The organism is Cryobacterium lactosi, from assembly GCF_004403945.1.
GTDB classification, from domain to species: domain Bacteria; phylum Actinomycetota; class Actinomycetes; order Actinomycetales; family Microbacteriaceae; genus Cryobacterium; species Cryobacterium lactosi.
Map to the genome: position 1 here is coordinate 91,298 of NZ_SOHM01000011.1, position 19,474 is coordinate 110,771.

Here is a 19,474-nt window from a genome sequence, read left to right on the forward strand (position 1 = left end):
CCGGACGCTACATTGGAGCGACGTTTTATTTCTGTAGCTAAACCAATTCGTCTGCTGCCGGATGGCCCGCGCCCGCCCGCGGCCGCTCCCGGCCAGGGAGGACCCACGTGACCAGTCTCGACAGCCGCACCGTCAACGATCCCGCCGCTGCCGCGTCGGACGGCACTCCCCCGCCGGCCGAGGCCGCCCCGTGGTGGACCACCGCCGTGGTGTACCAGGTCTACCCGCGGAGCTTCGCCGACTCGAACGGCGACGGCATCGGCGACCTCGGCGGGGTGCGCGGCAAGCTCGACTATCTCGCCGAGCTCGGCGTCGACGCCATCTGGCTCTCACCGGTGTACCCGTCCCCGCAGCACGACAACGGCTACGACATCCGCGATTACCAGGACATCGACCCGGTGTTCGGCAGCCTCGCCGAGTTCGACCTGCTGCTGGCCGAGGCCCACGAGCGCGGCATCAAGATCGTGATGGACCTGGTGGTGAACCACACCAGCGACGAGCATCCGTGGTTCGTCGAGTCGCGCTCGTCGATCGACAACCCCAAGCGGGACTGGTACTGGTGGCGGCAGCCCGGCGCGGCCGGCGCCGAACCGAACGGCTGGGGCAGCGCATTCAGCGGCCCCGCCTGGACCCTGGACGAGACGACGGGTGAGTACTACCTGCACCTGTTCGCCAAGCAGCAGCCCGACCTCAACTGGGAGAACCCCGAGGTACGCCAGGCCGTCTACACGATGATGAACTGGTGGCTGGACCGCGGCGTCGACGGGTTCCGGATGGACGTGATCAACTTCATCGCCAAGCAGGTCGAGCTGGTCAGCGGGCCGGCCGCGGCCACCGATGGCGGCTCGCCGATGGGCGCGCAGATCCACGACTACCTGCAGGAGATGCACCGGGCCGTGTTCGCGGGCCGCACGGGCGAGCACCTCACCGTGGGCGAGATGCCGGGCGTCAGCATCGACGACGCCGTGCTGTTCACGGATGCCGCCCGCGGCGAGGTCGACATGATCTTCCAGTTCGAGCACGTCTCCCTCGACCAGGGCACCCACAAGTTCGACCCGCTGCCGCGCAGCCTCGTGCCGCTGAAGCGCAGCCTCGCCCGCTGGCAGGATGGCCTGGCCGCCACCGGCTGGAACAGCCTGTACCTGAACAACCACGACCAGCCCCGGCTGGTGTCAAGGTTCGGCAACGACGCCTCGTGGCGCTACGAGTCCGCCACGCTCTGGGCGCTGGTGCTGCACCTGCACCGCGGCACGCCCTACATCTACCAGGGCGAAGAGATCGGTATGACGAACGTGAAGTTCGACAGCATCGAGCACTACCGCGATATCGAATCGCTCAACCACTACCGCGAGGCCGTGGAGCAGTTCGACCAGTCGCCGGCGAGCGTGCTGGCCGGCGTGCATGCCATGGGCAGGGACAACGCCCGCACGCCCATGCAGTGGGACGGTTCGGCCAACGCCGGCTTCAGCACCGGCACCCCGTGGCTGGCGGTGAACCCGAACTATCCCGCCATCAACGCGGCGGCCGACCAGGCATCCGCGCGGAGCGTTTTCGCCTTCTACCAGCGCCTGATCGCGCTGCGGCACAACGACGAGGTGGTGGCCCTTGGCGCGTTCGAGCTGATCGAACCCGACCACGAGCAGCTGTACGCGTTCACCCGCAGCCTGAACGGTCAGACCCTGCTGGTGCTGGCCAATGTGTCGGATGAGCCGCTGACGGTTCAGGGCGCCTGGTTGCCCGATGACATCTCCGGCGCCGAGCTGCTGCTGGGCAACTATCCCGGCGACGGTGCCGCGGCCCTCCGCCCCTGGGAGGCCCGGCTCTACCGGCTGTAGCCGGCAACTGGCCCCGCTACGAACAAATGCCCCCGGTGCGCCGGGGGCATTTGTCCGTTGCGGGACCAGTTGTGGACTCCGGGGCTACTCGCCCTTGGGCCGGAGGGCGCGTTCCTCGCGTTCGATCTCCTCGCGACGGGTCGCGTCCACGATGAGCTTGGCGTTGATGCCCACCAGGGAGTGCCGGCGACCATAGGCGAAGTACACGATGAAGCCGAGCGCCAACCAGACCGCGAACCGCGCCCAGGTGAGGGTGGTGAGGTTCAGCATCAGCCAGAAGCAGAGCACGGCCGAGAGGATCGGCAGGAACGGCGACAGCGGCACCTTGAACGCGCGCTTGAGGTCGGGGCGCTTCTTGCGCAGCACCACCACGGCGATGCTCACGAGCACAAACGCCGACAGCGTGCCGATGTTGATCATCTCTTCGAGCACGCCCACATCGGTGAGGCCGGCGATCAGCGCGACGGCCGCGCCGGTGATGATCTGGATGCGCACCGGCGTACGGCGCTTCTCCGAGGTGACGCTCAGCCAGCGGGGCAGCAGGCCGTCCCGGCTCATGGCGAACAGCACCCGGGAGAGGCCGAGCAGCAGCACCATGATCACCGTGGTGAGGCCGGCCAGGATGCCGATGGAGATGACCTGGGCGGCCCAGCCGGCGCCGACGGCGATGAACGCCGTGGCCAGCGAGGCGTTGGGGTCGTCGGCGAGCACGGTGTAGGGCACCATGCCGGTGAGCACGAGGCTGACGCCCACGTAGAGCACCGTCACGATGGCCAGGCCGGCGAAGATGCCGCGCGGCAGGGTCTTCTGCGGGTTCTTGACCTCTTCGGCGCTGGTGGCCACCACGTCGAAGCCGATGAAGGCGAAGAACACCAGCGACGCACCGGCGAGCAGGCCGAAGATTCCGTACTGCGCCGGTGCGGCACCGGTCATGAAGGAGAACAGCGACTGAGTCCAGACGTCGCTGCCGACGCCATCCGTGGTGGGCACCGACTCGGGGATGAACGGCGAGTAGTTCGCCGGGTTGATGAAGAACGCGCCGACCACGATGACGAAGAGCACGATCGCGACCTTGACGATGGTGAACACGCTGGCGACTCGGGCGGAGAGCTGGGTGCCCAGAACCAGCAGGGTGGTGAAGATGGCGACGATCACGAAGGCGCCCCAGCTCACGTCCAGGCCCACGACGTTGATGGTGGCGGGGATGTCCCAGTCCCAGAGCGCGAAGACGTTGCTGAGGTAGATGCCCCAGTACTTGGCGATCACGGCCGCGGCGGTGAGCATTTCCAGGATCAGGTCCCAGCCGATGATCCAGGCCAGCAGTTCGCCCAGCGTGGCGTAGGTGAAGGTGTAGGCGGAGCCGGCGACGGGCACCGCGGAGGCGAACTCGGCGTAACACATGATCGCGAGGGCACAGGTGACCGCGGCGAGCACGAAGGCGAGCGTCACGGATGGGCCGGCGTAGCTGCCGGCGGCCTTGGCGCCCACCGAGAAGATACCGGCGCCCACGGCAACCGCTACGCCCATGACCATCAGATCCCAGGTTCCAAGGGTGCGTTTGAGGCTATGGCCCTTCTCCAGGGAATCCGCAATCGACGATTCGATGCTCTTAGTACGCCAGAGACTCATGGGCTGTCCGATCCGTGTAAAGCTCAAGTTTAGCCAGTCCCCTGCGCCGGCGGCAGACCGAAAGTCCCTTCTCGGCTCCGGCCCCGGCTCGCCTTTGGCTGAGTGGAACCTCAACGTTTCGTGGATATCCGTGGCTGTCGCCGCGACCGTGGCTACCGTGGAGCCCAGCGGCGGAGCATCCAGGCCGCTCTCGCATCAGTCGCCGCATCCGACCGACAAAGAAGGAGAACCACAATGACGACCACCGAACTCTCCGGCAAGCGCATCGCGTTCCTGCTCACCGACGGCTACGAGGACAGTGAACTGAGCAGCCCCTGGCAGGCCGTGACGGATGCCGGCGCCACCGCAGTACTCGTCTCCCCCGCCACCGAGAGCGTCACCGGCAAGAAGGGGCACTCGCAGTACGTCGACCTCGCGGTGGCCGACGCCAAGGCCGCGGACTTCGACGCTCTGGTGCTGCCCGGTGGCGTGGTGAACGCCGACCACCTACGGATGGACGTGGACGCGATCGCCTTCACCCGGGACTTCTTCGATACACACAAGCCGGTCTCGGCCATTTGCCACGCCGCCTGGATCCTCATTGAGGCCGGTGTGATCAAGGGGCGCACCCTCACGTCGTATCCGAGCCTGAAGACCGACCTGCAGAACGCCGGCGCCACCTGGGTCGATGAAGAGGTCGTGGTGGACCAGGGTCTGGTCTCCAGCCGCACTCCGGCCGATCTGCCGGCATTCAACGCCAAGGTGATCGAAGAGGTGGCCGAGGGCGCGCACTCCGGCCAGACCACGTAGCAACGCCGGCTTGGCCGGCTACTCCGATGCCTTCGGCCGGCCGAGACTGGGCAGTTCCAGCACGGCCTCCGCGGCCTGCTCGAGCGCCCGGCCGTAGGCCGCACCGTGCCCGGCGGCGTGCACGGCCAGCGGATGCAGCTGGTGCAGCGGCGTGCGTGCCCGCCAGCCTGGCAACAGCGGGGAGGCCGACTCGTAACCGGCGGTGATCTCCTCGAGGTACGGGCAGCCGAACAGCGCCAGCATCGCCAGGTCGGTCTCGCGGTGGCCGCCGTGCGCAGCCGGGTCGATGAGCACGACGCCGTCCGCCGACCAGAGCACATTGCCGGTCCAGAGGTCGCCGTGCAGCCGGGCGGGCGGGGCGCCGTCATCGAAGTCACCCGCCTCGATGCGCGCGCAGGCGGCGTGCACGGCCTCGGACTGGCGGGCCGTGATGCCGCCCACGTCGAGCGCGATATCGAGGTACGGCAGTACCCGGTACCGGGCGTAGAACGCGCCCCAGGTGTCTTCGTACGCGGCGGGCAGACTGCGGTTGCCGATGAACAACGGGCCGCTCCAGTTGTCCGGCGGTGCACCGAATGCCGCCGCGCCGGCCGAGTGGGTCACCGACAGCTGGGCGCCGAACGCCCGGGCCGCAGCGGTGGTGGGCGGCACCTCGTCGACGGTTTCGAGCACGATGTGTCCGGGCTCGAGGTCGATCACCTGTGCCGTGCGCACGCCGCCGGGCACCGCCAGCCAGACCAGGCCGGCGGCTTCGGCCTCGAAGAAGCCCGATGGGGCCCCGTGTCGGCGTTTGTCGAAGCCCCGGGGGTCGCCGGCGAAGTCGTTCATCCCTCCACTCTGGTCGGTTGCCCCTCCCAGCGCTACGCCCCCCTCCGCGAACCGTGAGTCAAGCACGCATCCGTGCCCCGCAAAGCTGCTTGATTCACAGTTCGCGAGACCCCGGGCACCAATGTCAAGGAAGGGTTGACACGGGGCCAGTGTCAATGCATCCTTGACACATGAGTTCACACACGTCACTCCCCCGCCCCCGTTGGTACGCCGCCGCCATCGTCAGCGCGGTCGTCATCATCGCAGCCCTCTTGATAGCAGCCCTGCTGACCGCCGATGACACGGCCGACACCGTCTTCGGCGCCTTCACCGGAGCGATCAGCATCGGGCTCCTGGCCCTCATCCTCTGGACCGAGATCGGCCGCAAACAACTGGCCCGCCTCCGCGACGCCGCAGCGCTCGATGACCTCGAACCGCTCCGCGCGGCGACGGACGCCGACCGCGCGGACGAGCGATGACAGCCCAGACTCCCAGGCACCTGCCGCACGCTCTGACCGCTGAGGAGGCCACCGCGGTGCGCGACGCCGTTGCCGAAGCCGTTCTCGGCACCCCGACCGGCCTTCGCGCCGACCTCGAAGGCGACCCGGATGCCTACCTCCGCCTGGTCAGCGCCAGCCGCACCGCCGCGGAAGAGACCAGCAGACTCCTCAGGAACTCGATCAACGGCGCCCGCGCCGCCGGTCACAGCTGGGACACCCTCGGCCGGGTACTCGGCGTGAGCCGGCAAGCCGCGCAGCAGCGGTTCTCCAGCTCCACCCGCCCGTCGCCCGCCGGGGCCGGAGAGTCCGGGCAGCCGGCCCTCAAGGTACTGAGCCCCGTCACCGCATTCGACGAGATGGCCCTGCTGGCCGCCGAGGGCCGCCGCGGCTGGCACGTCGTGGACTCGGGCACCCTGTCCCACGTGTTGGAGTCGTCCGACCGGCAGTGGGAGCACCGCCGGCTGCTGTGGACGCCGGGCAGCTCGGCTCGACGACACCTCGAGGCCGAGGGGTGGGCCCTGGTGAGCGAGACGACCTTCCCGTGGGGTTACTACACCCGACCGCTCGATGTGCCGGCCGACCCGTCCTGACCGGCACGGCCACCCGAGCTCACTGCACTGAGCTCACTGCACTGAGCTCGTTCCACCGGGCCCGCGCAGCCGGGCGGCCGCATCCGGGCACACAAAACGGGCCGCCACCCAGAGGGTGACGGCCCGTTTCGAAGAAGATCGCGGTATCAGCGAACCATTCGGCTATTACCTAGCGGCGCAGGCCGAGACGCTCGATGAGCGAGCGGTAACGGTTGATGTCCACGTCGGACAGGTAGCCGAGCAGACGGCGACGCTGACCAACCAGGAGGAGCAGGCCACGACGCGAGTGGTGGTCGTGCTTGTGCTCTTTGAGGTGCTCCGTGAGGTCGAGAATGCGCTGCGTGAGCATTGCAATCTGGACTTCGGGGGAACCCGTGTCGCCCGGGTGGGTAGCGTACTTTTCGATGATCGCCTTCTTAGCATTAGCTTCGAGTGCCATAGATGGGATCCCCTTTCTCTCACTGCGCGGTGCTCGGGGCAGAATGCCTGAGCTCTCTTTATCCGCGGCCGTTGAACGGCAACCTCAAGATCCTAGCAGAGTCGAGCCGAGCCTGGCGGGTCGTGGTCCCCCCTGCCGTCGCCGATGATTGACTTAAGCACCCCGAACGAGGGGGCCCAGCAGCACCCGTAGGGCACGATTGAGGAGCACCCGATGGAATCGACCGAACTGGATTCGACACTCACAGAGTCAGCCATCCGCGAATCCGGTCTCATCACGCTGTCGCTGACCGTGACGCCGGTGCTCAGCTACGCCCTGGCACACAACCGCATCAACGTGGTCGGCCGGGTGGGCGTCGACAACCGCGGACCCGCCGTGCGGGAGGCCGTGCTGCGGCTCGAGGTGATTAGCGCCGGCGACACCCTCGGCACCGCCCGCGATCTGCTCGTCGACCTCGCCGCCGAACGCACCGCGACGTTCACGGATGTCTCCCTCACGGTCGACCCCGCCGCCATGCTGCTCATCAACGAGCAGCGTCCGGCCGAGATCCGGGCCAGCCTGCTCGTCGGCGGCGCCGTCGTCGCCACGACCGGCGAGCCCATCCAGCTGCTCGCCGCCCAGCAGTGGATCGCCCGGCCGGTGGACCTGGCACTGGAAATGCTTTCGGCACATGTACTGCCCAACCACCCCGAGGTCGCCGTCCTGCTGGGCGAGGCCGCCGCGGCGCTGGAGGCCCGCACCGGCTCGGCGGCGATGCCCGGCTACCAGTCCGGCCCCGACCGCGTCGACCAGGTGGCCGAGGCGGTTTTCGTGGCCATGCGTGCCCGCGGCATCCGCTATGCCACCCCGCCGGCCAGCTGGGCCGACGACGGCCAAACGGTGCGCACCCCCGGCGAGGTGCTGGGCACCGCGGCGGACGGGATCGCCTCCGGCGGGGTCGGCACCTGCCTGGACACCGTGGTCGTGATGGCCGCCGCACTGGAACAGGCCGGCCTGCATCCGCTGCTCTGGGTGGTCGCCGGACACGCGTTCCTCGGCTACTGGCGCGAAGAGGAGACCCTCGGCGCTCCCGCGCTCACCGACGTCGCCGAGGTGATCAACCTGATCGACCTCGACCTGATCCGGCTCGTCGAGACCACTCAGGTCACCGACCGCGGGGCCGGCACCCCGGTCACGTTCGCGCAGGCCCAGCCCTCCCCCTACCTGGAGTGGCTCGCGAACCTGGACACCGTGATCGGCGTCGTCGACGTGGTGCAGGCGCGGCGCACCCATATCCTGCCGCTCCCGGCGCGCACCGTGACCGCCGACGGCACCGTGATCGTCACCGAGTACCGGCCGGATGCCGGCACCGCGGATGCGCCGGGGGGCGACGTTCCCGGCGCGCATCCAGCCCCTGACACCCAGGCGTCGACCGCGGAGACCGAGAGCACCGAACCCACGAGCACGGCCCGGGTCACCCCGCCGCGGATCAGCCAGTGGAAGAACGCCCTGCTCGACCTGAGCCTGCGCAACCGGCTGATCAACTTCACCGAACGCGGTGCCCTGGCCCTGACCGTGCCCGACCGGCATCTGGCCGACGTGGAGGACCTCGTCACCGGCGGCACCGGTCTGACCCTGCTGCCCGCCGACCGAATGTCGACGACCGACAAGGAACGGGGCATCCGGTTCGGTCGGGACCTGCCCGTCGACCAGCTCGCGGCCGTGCTGGCCGACAAGAAGGCCGTCTACGCCGACGTGACCGACACCGCCTACGCCACCAAGCTGCGCGCGCTGGCCTACAAGGCCCGCACCGTGGTGCAGGAGACCGGTGCCAACAACCTGTACCTGGCCTTCGGTTCGCTGGTCTGGACCGTGAACGACCGGGAGCTGCGCAGCCCCCTGGTGCTCGTCCCGGTGCTGCTTGAGCCGGCCGGCCGCGGCGGCGACTACAGGGTGCGACTCGACGAGTCCGGTGCGTCCACCCCCAACTACTGCCTGCTCGAGAAACTACGGCAGCAGCACGGGCTCACGATCGAGGGGCTGGCCAACCCGGCCGGCGACGCCGGGCACGTGGACGCTGCCGGCATCGACCTGGCCGCCGCGTTCCGCGCCACCCGCGAGGCACTCCTGGCGGCCGGGCTGCCGTACCGGGTCGAGGAGACCCTGGACCTGTCGATCCTGCAGTTCGCGAAGTTCCGGCTTTGGAAAGACCTCGACGAGAACTGGCAGACACTGGCCGGGAACTCCCTGGTGAACCACCTCGTGCACACCCCGACACAACCGTTCGTGGACCCGGTGCCCCTGCCGGAGGCGGCCGACCTCGACGCGCTCGGCGCCGAGTGCCCGGTGCCCGGCGACTCCTCACAGCTGGCCGCCGTGGCCGAGGCCATCGCCGAGCGCACCTTCGTGCTCGAGGGCCCGCCAGGCACCGGCAAGTCCCAGACCATCACCAATCTGCTCACCCGCGCCGTCTACGAGGGCAAAAAGGTGCTCTTCGTCGCCGAGAAACGCGCGGCACTGCAGGTGGTGCAGGCCCGGCTGAACGAGGTGGGCATGGGCCCGTTCGCCTTGGACCTGCACGACAAGGCCAGCAAGCCCGCCGCCGTGCGGGCGCAGATCCGGCAGGCCCTCGAACACGAGGTGACCGTGGACGGCCAGGGCCTCAAGAACGACCTCGACGTACTCGGCACCGCCCGGCGCAGCCTGGCCCGTTACACCGACCGGCTGCACGAACAGAACAGCGCGGGCCTGTCGTTCTACTCCGCCCGCACCGCACAACTCGCCGCCGACGACGACGTGCGCCCCCTGCCGGTGCCGGCCGACCTGCCCGCGCGCCTCACGGCCGACGAGCTGGCCGAGCTGCGGCGGATGCTGCGGGACCTGCCCGACGTGACCGATCCGGCCCGGCCGCGGCCGCAGCATCCGTGGGCGTTCATCACCACACCGCCGGCCGCACCGCTCGATCTCGCCACCGTCACCCGCGCCGCGCTTGAGCTGGACGACGCGCTGGCCGCGCTGCCCCGCGCCGACGAGACGGCCGGGCCGGACGCCAAGGCCGCGCCCGCACACGTCGTGGCCGCCGGGGTCGTGGCTGCAGCGGCGAGCCCCACCGAGCTCGTCACGCTGAGCAGCCTCGCCGCCGCGGACCGGGTGCCGTTGGCCACCCTCGACGGGACCCGGACCCCCGACTGGGCGGCCGCCGCCCAGGCTGCCGAGCAGGCCACCACCGCCTTCGTGCAGGCCGAGCACCCAGCGTTCGGCGTGCTCGAGCCCGGTGCGCTACGCCTCGAGGCTGCCTCTTTGCACCGCGACGCCCAGGCGGCGGATGCCTCCGGCTTCTTCGGCCGCCGCGGCCGCCGGAAGGCCGTGCTCGCCCGCCTGGCCGCCGAGCTGCAGCCCGGGGCCAAGCTGTCCCTGGGCTCGCTCTCCACCGTCACCGGCCAGCTCGCCGACAGCCAGGCCCAGCTGGACGCCCTGCGCACCCGGGTTCGCGCCGTGGACGGCGTGAGCATCGCGGACGACTGGAACCCCCTGCTCGCCGGCGCTGAGACCGGGCAGACCGGCCGCGACGAGCTCGCCGCCCGCCTCGCCTGGCTGCGCTGGGCCGGCGGCGTCGTCGCGTCAGAGCACCGTGACCTCGGCGACGACTTCGTGGCCGCCCTGCGCGACTACCTCGACGCCGGCACCCAACCGGACGCCGCGCTGTCCGCCGCGCTGGGCCGTGCCCTGCTGGCCCTGCAGGCCGTGATGACGGCCACCGGGGCCGGGCCGGCCGCCGTCGCCGGCTGGGCCGCGGACGGCGGGCTCGTCGCGGTGTGGTCCCGCGGCCGGGACGAACGTGACGTGCAGGCGCCCGGCCTGCCCACCCTCACCCGGTGGATCGCCCTGCTCGAGCACCTCGAGCCGCTGACCCGGCTCGGGCTCACGGCCGCGCACACTGCGGTGCTCCGCGGCGAGGTCGACGCCGAGGACGCCGGTCTGGCGTTCGAGAAGGGCCTCGCCACCGCGTCCGTCGCCGAACGCGGCGCGGCCACCACCCTCGACCAGTTCGACGCCGCCGCGCAGAACCGGTCGATCACCCGCTTCACCACCTCGTCAGGTGCGGTGCGCCGGCACCTGCCCACCTTCATCCCGTACAGCGTGCTGCGCCGGCGCACCATCGGAGCGACGGACGCCGCAGGCGAAACAGCCGGGAACGCCGAGGCGACGGCCAGGCTCGGCCTGCTCAAGCGTCAGGTCGACCGGCAGCGCGGCGGCATGGGGGTGCGCGAGCTCATGCACGAGTTCGGCGACCTGATCACCGACATCCTGCCGTGCATGCTGATGAGCCCGGAGTCAGTGGCGAGGTTCTTCCCCGCCCAGGCCGGGCTGTTCGACATCGTGGTCTTCGACGAGGCCTCCCAGGTGCGGGTGTCCGACGCCGTCGGCGCGATGGGGCGGGCGCGTTCGGTGGTGGTCGTCGGCGACAGCAAGCAGATGCCGCCCACCTCGTTCGCGGAATCGACCATCGGCTCGGGCGAGGAGCACGGCGACTCCCTCGAGTTCGTGCGCGACGAGGAATCGATCCTGTCCGAGTGCGTGCAGGCCCAGGTGCCGAGCAAATGGCTGTCGTGGCACTACCGCAGCCAGGACGAGTCGTTGATCGCGTTCAGCAACCGGGCGTACTACCGTGACCGGTTGTCGTCGTTCCCGGCCCCGCACCACGGTGTCGACGCGGCCGGCTCCGACGCGGATGCCGCGCCCACCGGATCAGCCGGGTACGGCGTCAGCCTCCGCCGGGTCGACGGCCAGTTCCTCCGCAGCGGCAAGGGCAAGACCCTGCGCACCAATCCGGTCGAGGCCCAGGCCATCGTGGCCGAGATCGTCGCCAGGTTCGCCGCCGACCCCGAGGGGGTGCCGTCGATCGGTGTGATCACCTTCAACGTGCAACAGCGGGCCCTCATCGAGGGGAGCCTGCGCGACAGCGGCGACGACCGCATCGTGCACGCGCTGGAGAGCGAAGCCGACGGCCTGTTCGTGAAGAACCTCGAGAATGTGCAGGGTGACGAACGCGACACCATCCTGTTCTCCACGGCGTTCAGCGCGGATGCGTCCGGCCGGCTGCCGCTGAACTTCGGCCCGCTCAACCTGCCCGGCGGCGAGCGCCGCCTGAACGTGGCGATCACCCGGGCCCGGCGCCAGGTGATCGTGTTCAGCAGCTTCGACCCCGAGGACCTGCGCGCCGAGGAGACCATCTCCGCCGGGGTGAAGGACCTGCGCGCCTACCTGGACCTGGCCGCGGGCGGTGCCGACGGGCTCGCCAGCCCGCTGCGCCAGTCGGGGGCGCTGGACCGGCACCGGGAGGAGATCGCCGAGGCGCTGCGCGAACGCGGCTTCGCCGTGCAGACTGATGTGGGCCTGTCCGACTTCCGGGTGGACCTCAGCGTGGCGACGGCCGGGGCGCCCGGGCATCCGGTGATGGCTGTGCTGCTGGACGGCCCCATCTGGGCCGCGCGACGCACGGTCTCGGACCGGGACGGCCTGCCCGTCGAGGTGCTCTCCAGGCTGATGGGCTGGCCGGCGGTGGAGCGGCTATGGCTGCCCGAGTGGCTCGGTGACCAGGGCGCGGTGCTCGACAGCCTGGACGAGAAGCTGACCGCGCTCGATGCCGCCCGCCAGGCGAGGGAGTCCGCAGCGCTCGCGTAGTCCGGCCGTGGCGTCCGGCGCGTCGCTCAGAGAACGGTGAATCCGGCGGGGAGCGGGGCGCGGCCGGTGGCGGCGCGGAGCAGCGGGGCGGCGACACCCTTGTGGGCGGCGAGGTCGGCGAGCACGTGCAGGGTCGCGGCGGCGGCGGGCTCCGGCACGGTCTGCTCGGCGGCCGGCACCCCCTGGCTCTGCAGCAGGTCGCTGGTGTGCACGGTGAGTTCCACGGTGCGCGACGGCAGGTACTCGGCGATCCGGATGCGCCCGGCCGGCGTATCGCACGGTTCGGAGCCATCCAGGGTCGCCACCCTGGCCAGCACCCGGGCGGCCAGCGCAGCAACCGCCACGGCGGGCTCGCCACCGAGGGTGGCGGCCGTCTCACGGCCCCGCTGTGCGATCACCTCGGGGGTGCCCGCGGCGAGCGCCCGCTCGTAGTAGGCCGCCGGCGAGGTCACCTCGATGGGCGCGGCGACGCCGGCGGCATCCTCTTCCGCCGCGAGGTCGAGGTAGGCCTCGATCGTGGACAGGGCCCGACTGGTGTGACCGACGAGATCGCGCACACTCCACTCCCCCAAGCCCAGCTGCGCCCAGGTCTGGGCATCACCGGCTGCACGCTCGGCGATGCCGGCGGTGACGGCGACGAACCACCTGGCGGCGGTGTCGAAGGCGAAAAGCGTGTCTGACCAGTCCCTCGAAGTCTCACTCATGCCCACAGAGTAGCGGGACCCGGCCCGCCGGCGGGCAGAACCGGGGCCGGATGACGAGCCGGCCCCGGCGCACCCGCGTCTAGAACACCCGAACGGCGATCTCCGCCGGCGCCTCAAGCAGCGCTTCGATCTCGTCGTCCAACCGCACCAGGGTGAGCGACGCCCCGGCCATGTCCAACGAGGTGCAGTACTCGCCCACGTAGCTGCGCCCCACCGTGATCCCCAGCTCGGTGAGCCGTTCATGCGCCCGGCCGAACAGGATGTACAGCTCGCTGATCGGGGTGCCGCCGAGCCCGTTGATCATCAACGCCACCCGGTCGCCGGCCACATAGGGCAGGTCCTTCACGACGGCATCCAGCATTTCGTCGGTCATCTCGTTCGCGGTGGTGAGTTTCGCACGACGCCGGCCGGGCTCGCCGTGGATGCCCACACCCACCTCGATCTCGTCGTCACCGAGTTCGAACAGCGGCGACCCCTTCGCCGGTGGCGTGCAGGACGTGAGGGCGATTCCCATGGTGCGGGTGACGCTGTCGACCTTCTCACCGATGCGCACCAGCTCGTCCAGGTCAGCGCCCTGCTCGGCTGCGGCGCCGACGGCCTTCATCACGAAGAAGTTGCCGGCCACCCCGCGGCGACCCACCGTGTAGGTGGAATCCTGCACGGCGACGTCATCGTCGATGAACAGGGTTTTCACGTTCACGCCGTCGGCGGCGCTGAGCTCCTGCGCCATTTCGAAGGCCATCCGGTCGCCGGTGTAGTTGTTCACCAGCAGCAGCACGCCCTTGGGCGAGGCCAGCAGTTTGGTGGTCTCGTAGACGTAGTCCATCGGCGGGGCCGAGAACACGTCCCCTGGACAGGCTGCGTCGAGCATGCCCTTACCGACGGTCATGACATGTGCCGGTTCGTGCCCGGAGCCTGAGCCCTGGATGATGGACACCTTGTCGGGGTTGGGCCCGTCGGCGCGCATGATCAGGTTGTAGGCGGGCACGTACTTCAACGTGTCCGGGTTGGCCAGGGCGATGCCCTTGAGCATCTCCGGAACGTACTGCTTCGGATCATTGACGAATTTCTTCATGGCTCCCTCTCTTGGCGTGCTCGCTTCGGCGGTGCTGGGTTCGGTAGTGCCGGCTTCGGTAGTGCCGGATGGTTCGTCGATACTCAGGCGGTCAGTCGTGATGGGCAGTGGGCGCAGAAGATCGGTGCGGTCAGTCGGTGTGGCTGGAGGGCCGCTCAGCACCCACCCGCGCGTCCCACTCCGTGCTGAGCCGCTCCAGGATCACGGCCACCGCCACCGCGCCGGGGTCCGGCGAGCCGATGCTGCGCTCGCCGGTGTAGCTGGCGCGACCGCGTCTGGCCTGCATCATGGATGTCTGGTCGGAGCTCTGCCTTGCGACCGCGGCCATGCGGTGCAGGGTGGTGGGCGCGTCGGCGCCGGCTGCGAGCTCCTCCTCGAGCGCATCCGTCATCGGCACCAGCGCATCGAGCAGGGTCTTGTCGCCCACATCGGAGTTGCCGCGCGACTTGATGCCGTCGATGGCGCTGCGGAGCATGGCGACGGCGTCGCTGCCGGTCACCTCGTCTTTACCCTTCACGGCCATGGAGGCGCGCAGGAAGGCGGTGCCCCAGAGCGGCCCCGAGGTGCCGCCGATGCGCCCGGAGATGACCATGCCCACCTTCTGCAGGAATGCGCTCGGGCTGCTGCGATCGTAGTCGTCCCAGTCGGCCAGGACGATTTCGAACCCCCTGGCGAGTGAGTAGCCGAAGTCACCGTCACCGACGACGGCGTCCAGGTCACCGAACTCCTTCTCGTTGTCGACCGCCGTCTGGGCGATGCTGTGCACGACGAATTCGGTGTCGGCCAGGCTGGTCATGGTGTCTCGCTTCCTGTTCGGGAGGTACCGGGAGGTGCTGGGCTGGTCCCGCCGGCCCCGCCCAGGATGGTGCTGAGGTCCGCCAGACGCAGGTACGAGCCCGGGTGGATGCCCGCCGGGTCGCTGAGCGTCTCGGCGGCGGGTCCGGTCGGGTCACCGAGCGAGGACACCACCAGGGCGGCCCCGTCGAAGTTCTCGTCGGTTGTGTAACTGCTCACGGTCACGACGGTCGCGAGCCCGGCGGCGAGCGCCGCCTGCAGCCCGTTCGCACTGTCCTCGATCACGAGCGTCTCGCTCGGATCGGCGCCGAGCTCACGCAGGGCGTGCAGGTAGATGTCGGGGGCAGGTTTTTTGGCCGGCACGATGTCGCCCGCGAAGACGTGGAACGTCGCGGCCAGGTCCGGTCCGACGGCGTGGGTGAGTACCGCCCGCACCGACGCCTCCGCCGAGGTCGAGGCAACGGCGAGGGTCCAGCCGGCCGCGGCGGCTTCCTCGGTGAGGCGACGGATGCCGGGCCGGGCGGGCATGACGCCCGCGGCCACCCGGTCGGTGTAGATCGCGGTCTTGCGCCGGTGCCAGGCGAAAACCGTCTCCCCCCAGGCCGCCGGGTCGTCGGGCAGGCCCAGCTCGCGGGCCAGGGCCGGGGTGAGGATGCTGCGCATCCGCTCCTTGCCGCCGCCGATCTTCACCTTCTCGGCGTAGTCGGCGTCACTCCAGTGCACAGGCACCCCGAACTCGTCGAACGTCTGGTTGAACGCCGGAAGGTGACCGTCCCGTTCGGTGTCGGCCAGCACCCCGTCGCAGTCGAAGATCAGTGTCGGCATCTCACGCCTTCCCCGCGCTGCCGAACTGCTCGGCAAGGCCACGGGTGAGGTCGACGATGTCGGTGCGCACCTTCGTGAACAGGGACGGCGGGTCCCACTTGTCGCGGGCCTGGGCATCCGTGAGGAAGGACAGGTTCGACTTCATGTAGGTGATCTTCAGCGCCGTGGAGATATTCACCTTGGCGCAGCCGCGACTGATGAGATCGGTGAACTGCGCGTCGGTCATGCCGCTGCCGCCGTGCAGGGCGATCGGGATGGGGTGTGCGGCCACGAGGTCGCTCACCCGCTGGAAATCGAGCACGGGCTCCCGCTTGTAGACGCCGTGGGCGTTGCCGATCGACGGCGCGAACACGTCGACACCGGTGGCTTCGAGGAACCTGAGCGACACCGCGAGGCTCTGCCTGGCCGCTTCGGTATCGCTGCCGACGCCGTCTTCGACGCCGGTGATCGACTCGATCTCGCCCTCCACGTGGGCGCCGAAGCTGCGGGCCTGCCGCACCACCTCGATGGTCTGCCGTTGGTTCTCCTCCACAGGCAGGGTGGATGCGTCGAACAACACCGAGTTCCACCCGCGCTCGAGGCACTCGGTGATGACGTCCCGGTCCGGGCAGTGGTCCAGGTGCAGTGCCACGGGCACCTCGATACCGGCGGTCATCGCGGACCACATGGCGAAGAGCACGCCGGACCCGATCGACTTGACGGTTTTCACCGAGGTCTGCACGATCACCGGCGAACGGGCTTCGACCGCCCCCGCGAGCACCGCCTCCATGGTGAGGTCGTTCACGATGTTGATCGCGGGCACGCCGTATTTCTCGGCGAACGCACGATCGACGATCTCCTTGAGAGTGCTCACGGCCATGTGCGCCTCGCTTCCTTGCGTGTTGCTGGGGATCGTAGGCGGGAACCTGGAAACCGGCAATGCCAACGCCCGGGGCGGTGATGCCGTTCTCAACCCGCTCTTTTACGCATAATGGTCGCTATGGACCCCGTCAGCACCATCGTCTGGATTGTCGCGTTCGTCGTGGTCACGGTCACCGTGACCGGGTTCTCCCGGCGGATCGGGTGGTCGGCGCCATTCGTGCTGGTCGTGGTGGGCGCGGCCGCGTCCTTCCTGCCGTCGGTGCCGCGGATCGAGCTCGAGCCGGAGCTGGTGCTCTACGGGCTGCTGCCCCCGTTGCTGTTCGCCGCCGCCATCCGTACGTCGATCGTGGACGTGCGCGCCCGGCGCGACGGCATCCTGCTGCTGTCGGTGGGCCTGGTGGCCTTCACCGTGGTGACCGTGGGGTTGACCGCCTGGCTGGTGGTGCCGGCGATCTCGCTCGCTGCCGCGTTCGCGTTCGGCGCTGTCGTGGCGCCGACGGATGCCGTGGCGATCACGGCCATCGCCGGCCGGCTGGGCCTGCCCAGGCGGGTGGTGACCGTGCTCGAGGGTGAGAGCCTGCTCAACGACGCGACAGCCCTGGTGGCGCTGAACGCCGCGATCGCGGCGATCCTCAGCACGGTGAGCCCGCTCTCGGTGACCGGCGATTTTGTCATCGCCGTGGTCGGCGGGGCGGCGGTGGGACTCGCGGTCGGGTACGTGCTCGCGGTCATCCGCCGGCAGTTGCACGCCCCGGTCCTGGACACCAGCCTGTCGTTGGTGACGCCGTACCTGGCGTTCATCCTCGGCGAGCTCGTGCACGGCTCAGGTGTTCTGGCGGTGGTGATCGCCGGCCTGTTCCTGGGCTACCGGGCCCCGGTCATCCAGTCGGCCGAGGCCCGCATCGCCGAATCCATCAACTGGCGCACCATCCAGTTCCTGCTGGAGAACGCCGTGTTCCTGTTCATCGGGCTCAACCTGGAGGCGATCCTCGAGGGGGTCAGGCTCACAGGCACGGGGTTCTGGGACACCGTGTGGATCTCGCTGGTGATCCTTTTCGCCCTGCTCGTGTCGCGGTTCGCCTGGATGGCCATCACCACCTCGCTCTACCGGTACGGGCCCCGGCGGCTGCGGGAGCGCGGCTGGAGCTGGCGCACCGGGGTCGCGGTGTCGTTCGCCGGGATGCGCGGGGTGGTGACCCTCGCCGCCGTGTTCCTGTTGCCGCCGGAGACGCCGCAACGCGAGTTGCTGCAGCTGTTGGCGTTCGTGGTGGTGGTCGGCACCCTGTTGCAGGCGCTCGCCCTGCCGTGGATCATCCGCCGGTTGCGGTTGCCGCCGCCGGACCGGTCGCAGGAGCGGACCGAGGCGCAGATGCTCCTCGCCGAGGCGCAGACCGCGGGTTTGGCCCGACTGGACGCCGAGGTGACCGACGCCGACGAGGCCAGGGTGATCGGGCGGCTGCGCACCAACGCGGTGTTCCTCGCCGACGCCCTGGACAACCCCGCTCCGGATGACGCCGAGCCGTTGCCCGCCGCCTACAACCGTTTGCGGCGGGCCATGATCGAGGCCGAACGCGAGGCCGTCCTGGCCGCCAGAGTTCAGGGCCGCTACCAGGAACCGGCTATCCGTTCGGCGTTGGCTTTCATCGACGTGGAGGAGTCCGCGCTCAAGGCCGGCTCGCCCAAGCGCCTCGAGGGGTGAGCGAGCGCGGCCGAGCCCCTACTCCAGTTGAGGTTTCCGGGTCAGTGCCGGCTCGTTCCAGGTCTTCGCGATCGCCCAGGCGACGGCGGCGATCGGCACGGCGAGCACAGCGCCGATGATGTTGGCCACGATGGTTCCCGCGGTCAGGGCGACGAGGATGACCAGCGGGTGCAACTTGAGCGACTGCGCCATGACAACGGGCTGCAGGAAGTTACCCTCGAGCTGGTTGACCAGGATCACGATGCCCACGACGATCAGGGCGGTGACCCAGTCGGTCGCGACCAGCGCCACCAGGGCGGCCAGGATGCCGGCCACCGTCGCACCGATCAGGGGGATGAATGCCGTGAGGAAGACGATGACGGCCAGCGGGAGGGCGAGGGGCACCCCGAGGATGGCGAGGCCGGTGCCGATCGCTGCCGCGTCGACGAAGGCGACGATGGCCGTGCCGCGGATGTAGCCGCCGAGTACCCGCACCGTGGTGGTGCCGATGCGACGGCCGCGCTGCAGGCGCTCACCCTTGAACGGCTTGAGGAAGAACGCCCAGATGACGTCGCCGTCCTTGAGGAAGAAGAACAGGATCACCAGGACCAGGACCAGGCCGGTGAAGAATTCACCCGCGGCCGCCGCGCCGGCGAGGGCCCCCGAACCGAACTGGCTACTGGTAAGGAAGACCACACCCTGGTCGCGGAAATCCTCGAGCTGGGCGGCGTCGACGGCCAACGGGCCCTCGGTGAGATAGGTGATCAGCTGGTCGACGCCGTCGGAAGCGCTTGACGCCAGCTCGGTCCACTGGTTCTCGACGGCGACGACGATGAGGGTCACGATGCCGCCGAACACGATGATGGCGGTGAGCAGGGTGACCCAGGTGGCGAGCATGGGTGACATGCCGCGGCGGCGCAACCACTGGATGACCGGGCTCAGCGCTGACGCGAGAATGATCGCGATCAGCACCGGGATCACCACGAGCTTCACCTGCACGAGAAGGAAGACGATCACGCCGATCAGCGCGAGCGACAGGAGGATCTGCCCGCTGCGCAGGCCAAGCCAGCCCAGCTTGTCGGTCAGCAGGGTACGCAACGTTGTGGGGCCGGCGGATTGCGCGCCGGACACGCGGGCACCGGATTTGTCTGGGGTTCGCATGGGATAACCCTAGACAACCCGTCGCGACACAGCTCGAAAACCCGCCGGGCGGCATCCGGAATCGCACTCTGCTCACAGAGAGCGTTCACAGGGTCGACGCACATACGATACACACGTTTTCG

The 19,474-nt window shown here is 69.6% G+C and carries 15 protein-coding genes; 6 read left to right on the top strand and 9 right to left on the bottom strand.

The genetic code is table 11. From position 1 onward, the window contains the following. Positions 1-107 precede the first annotated feature (107 nt). On the top strand, positions 108-1,835 hold the full coding sequence (locus tag E3T61_RS06160; RefSeq protein ID WP_134640020.1) for a glycoside hydrolase family 13 protein: 1,728 nt from the start codon (positions 108-110) through the stop codon (positions 1,833-1,835). 84 nt (positions 1,836-1,919) lie between these two features. Here the strand turns inward: E3T61_RS06160 and E3T61_RS06165 are convergent, their stop codons facing one another. After that, on the bottom strand, positions 1,920-3,464 hold the full coding sequence (locus E3T61_RS06165) for an amino acid permease (RefSeq protein WP_134640021.1): 1,545 nt from the start codon (positions 3,462-3,464) through the stop codon (positions 1,920-1,922). A gap of 234 nt (positions 3,465-3,698) precedes the next feature. Here E3T61_RS06165 and E3T61_RS06170 point away from each other — a divergent pair, with 234 nt between their 5' ends. Beyond that, positions 3,699-4,253: a type 1 glutamine amidotransferase domain-containing protein gene (locus tag E3T61_RS06170; RefSeq protein ID WP_134640022.1), complete on the top strand. Its 555-nt coding sequence runs from the start codon at positions 3,699-3,701 to the stop codon at positions 4,251-4,253. Between the two features lie 18 nt (positions 4,254-4,271). Here E3T61_RS06170 and E3T61_RS06175 read toward each other — a convergent pair whose 3' ends face one another. Further along, positions 4,272-5,081 (bottom strand): fructosamine kinase family protein, encoded by an 810-nt coding sequence (locus E3T61_RS06175; RefSeq protein WP_134640023.1) that lies wholly within the window; start codon positions 5,079-5,081, stop codon positions 4,272-4,274. Positions 5,082-5,251: 170 nt separating this feature from the next. On the opposite strand from E3T61_RS06175, the gene E3T61_RS06180 reads away from it, so the two are divergent. Further along, entirely contained in the window at positions 5,252-5,539 is a 288-nt protein-coding gene (locus E3T61_RS06180) for a hypothetical protein (RefSeq protein WP_134640024.1), read from the top strand. Continuing rightward, positions 5,536-6,150 carry a hypothetical protein gene (locus E3T61_RS06185; RefSeq protein ID WP_134640025.1) on the top strand — a complete coding sequence of 205 codons (615 nt, stop codon included), beginning with the start codon at positions 5,536-5,538 and terminating at the stop codon, positions 6,148-6,150. The genes E3T61_RS06180 and E3T61_RS06185 overlap by 4 nt, the downstream gene beginning before the upstream one ends. Positions 6,151-6,319: 169 nt before the next feature. Here E3T61_RS06185 and rpsO read toward each other — a convergent pair whose 3' ends face one another. Beyond that, positions 6,320-6,589: a 30S ribosomal protein S15 gene (rpsO, locus tag E3T61_RS06190; RefSeq protein ID WP_066594293.1), complete on the bottom strand. Its 270-nt coding sequence runs from the start codon at positions 6,587-6,589 to the stop codon at positions 6,320-6,322. A 213-nt stretch (positions 6,590-6,802) separates the two neighbouring features. Here rpsO and E3T61_RS06195 point away from each other — a divergent pair, with 213 nt between their 5' ends. Further along, positions 6,803-12,253 carry a DUF4011 domain-containing protein gene (locus E3T61_RS06195; RefSeq protein ID WP_134640026.1) on the top strand — a complete coding sequence of 1,817 codons (5,451 nt, stop codon included), beginning with the start codon at positions 6,803-6,805 and terminating at the stop codon, positions 12,251-12,253. A gap of 26 nt (positions 12,254-12,279) precedes the next feature. Here the strand turns inward: E3T61_RS06195 and E3T61_RS06200 are convergent, their stop codons facing one another. The 5 genes from E3T61_RS06200 to E3T61_RS06220 all read right to left on the bottom strand — a co-directional run bounded on the left by E3T61_RS06200 (position 12,280) and on the right by E3T61_RS06220 (position 16,511). Beyond that, positions 12,280-12,957, bottom strand: coding sequence for a maleylpyruvate isomerase N-terminal domain-containing protein (locus tag E3T61_RS06200; protein ID WP_134640027.1), 678 nt, complete (start codon positions 12,955-12,957; stop codon positions 12,280-12,282). Between the two features lie 79 nt (positions 12,958-13,036). Continuing rightward, positions 13,037-14,032 carry a dihydroxyacetone kinase subunit DhaK gene (dhaK, locus tag E3T61_RS06205; RefSeq protein ID WP_134640028.1) on the bottom strand — a complete coding sequence of 332 codons (996 nt, stop codon included), beginning with the start codon at positions 14,030-14,032 and terminating at the stop codon, positions 13,037-13,039. A 130-nt stretch (positions 14,033-14,162) separates the two neighbouring features. Continuing rightward, a complete protein-coding gene (dhaL, locus tag E3T61_RS06210) occupies positions 14,163-14,828 on the bottom strand; it encodes a dihydroxyacetone kinase subunit DhaL (RefSeq protein ID WP_134640029.1) in 666 nt (221 codons plus the stop codon). Next, positions 14,825-15,652, bottom strand: coding sequence for an HAD-IA family hydrolase (locus tag E3T61_RS06215; RefSeq protein ID WP_134640030.1), 828 nt, complete (start codon positions 15,650-15,652; stop codon positions 14,825-14,827). Before E3T61_RS06215 ends, dhaL begins: the two co-directional genes overlap by 4 nt. Before the next feature lies 1 nt (position 15,653). Continuing rightward, entirely contained in the window at positions 15,654-16,511 is an 858-nt protein-coding gene (locus E3T61_RS06220; protein WP_134640031.1) for a class II fructose-bisphosphate aldolase, read from the bottom strand. 120 nt (positions 16,512-16,631) lie between these two features. Between E3T61_RS06220 and E3T61_RS06225 the strand changes: the two genes are divergently transcribed. Then, positions 16,632-18,212 (top strand): Na+/H+ antiporter, encoded by a 1,581-nt coding sequence (locus E3T61_RS06225; RefSeq protein ID WP_241992416.1) that lies wholly within the window; start codon positions 16,632-16,634, stop codon positions 18,210-18,212. Positions 18,213-18,230: 18 nt separating this feature from the next. Here the strand turns inward: E3T61_RS06225 and E3T61_RS06230 are convergent, their stop codons facing one another. Beyond that, complete coding sequence (locus tag E3T61_RS06230; protein WP_134640033.1) at positions 18,231-19,352, bottom strand: AI-2E family transporter; 1,122 nt, start codon at positions 19,350-19,352, stop codon at positions 18,231-18,233. Positions 19,353-19,474: the final 122 nt, after the last annotated feature.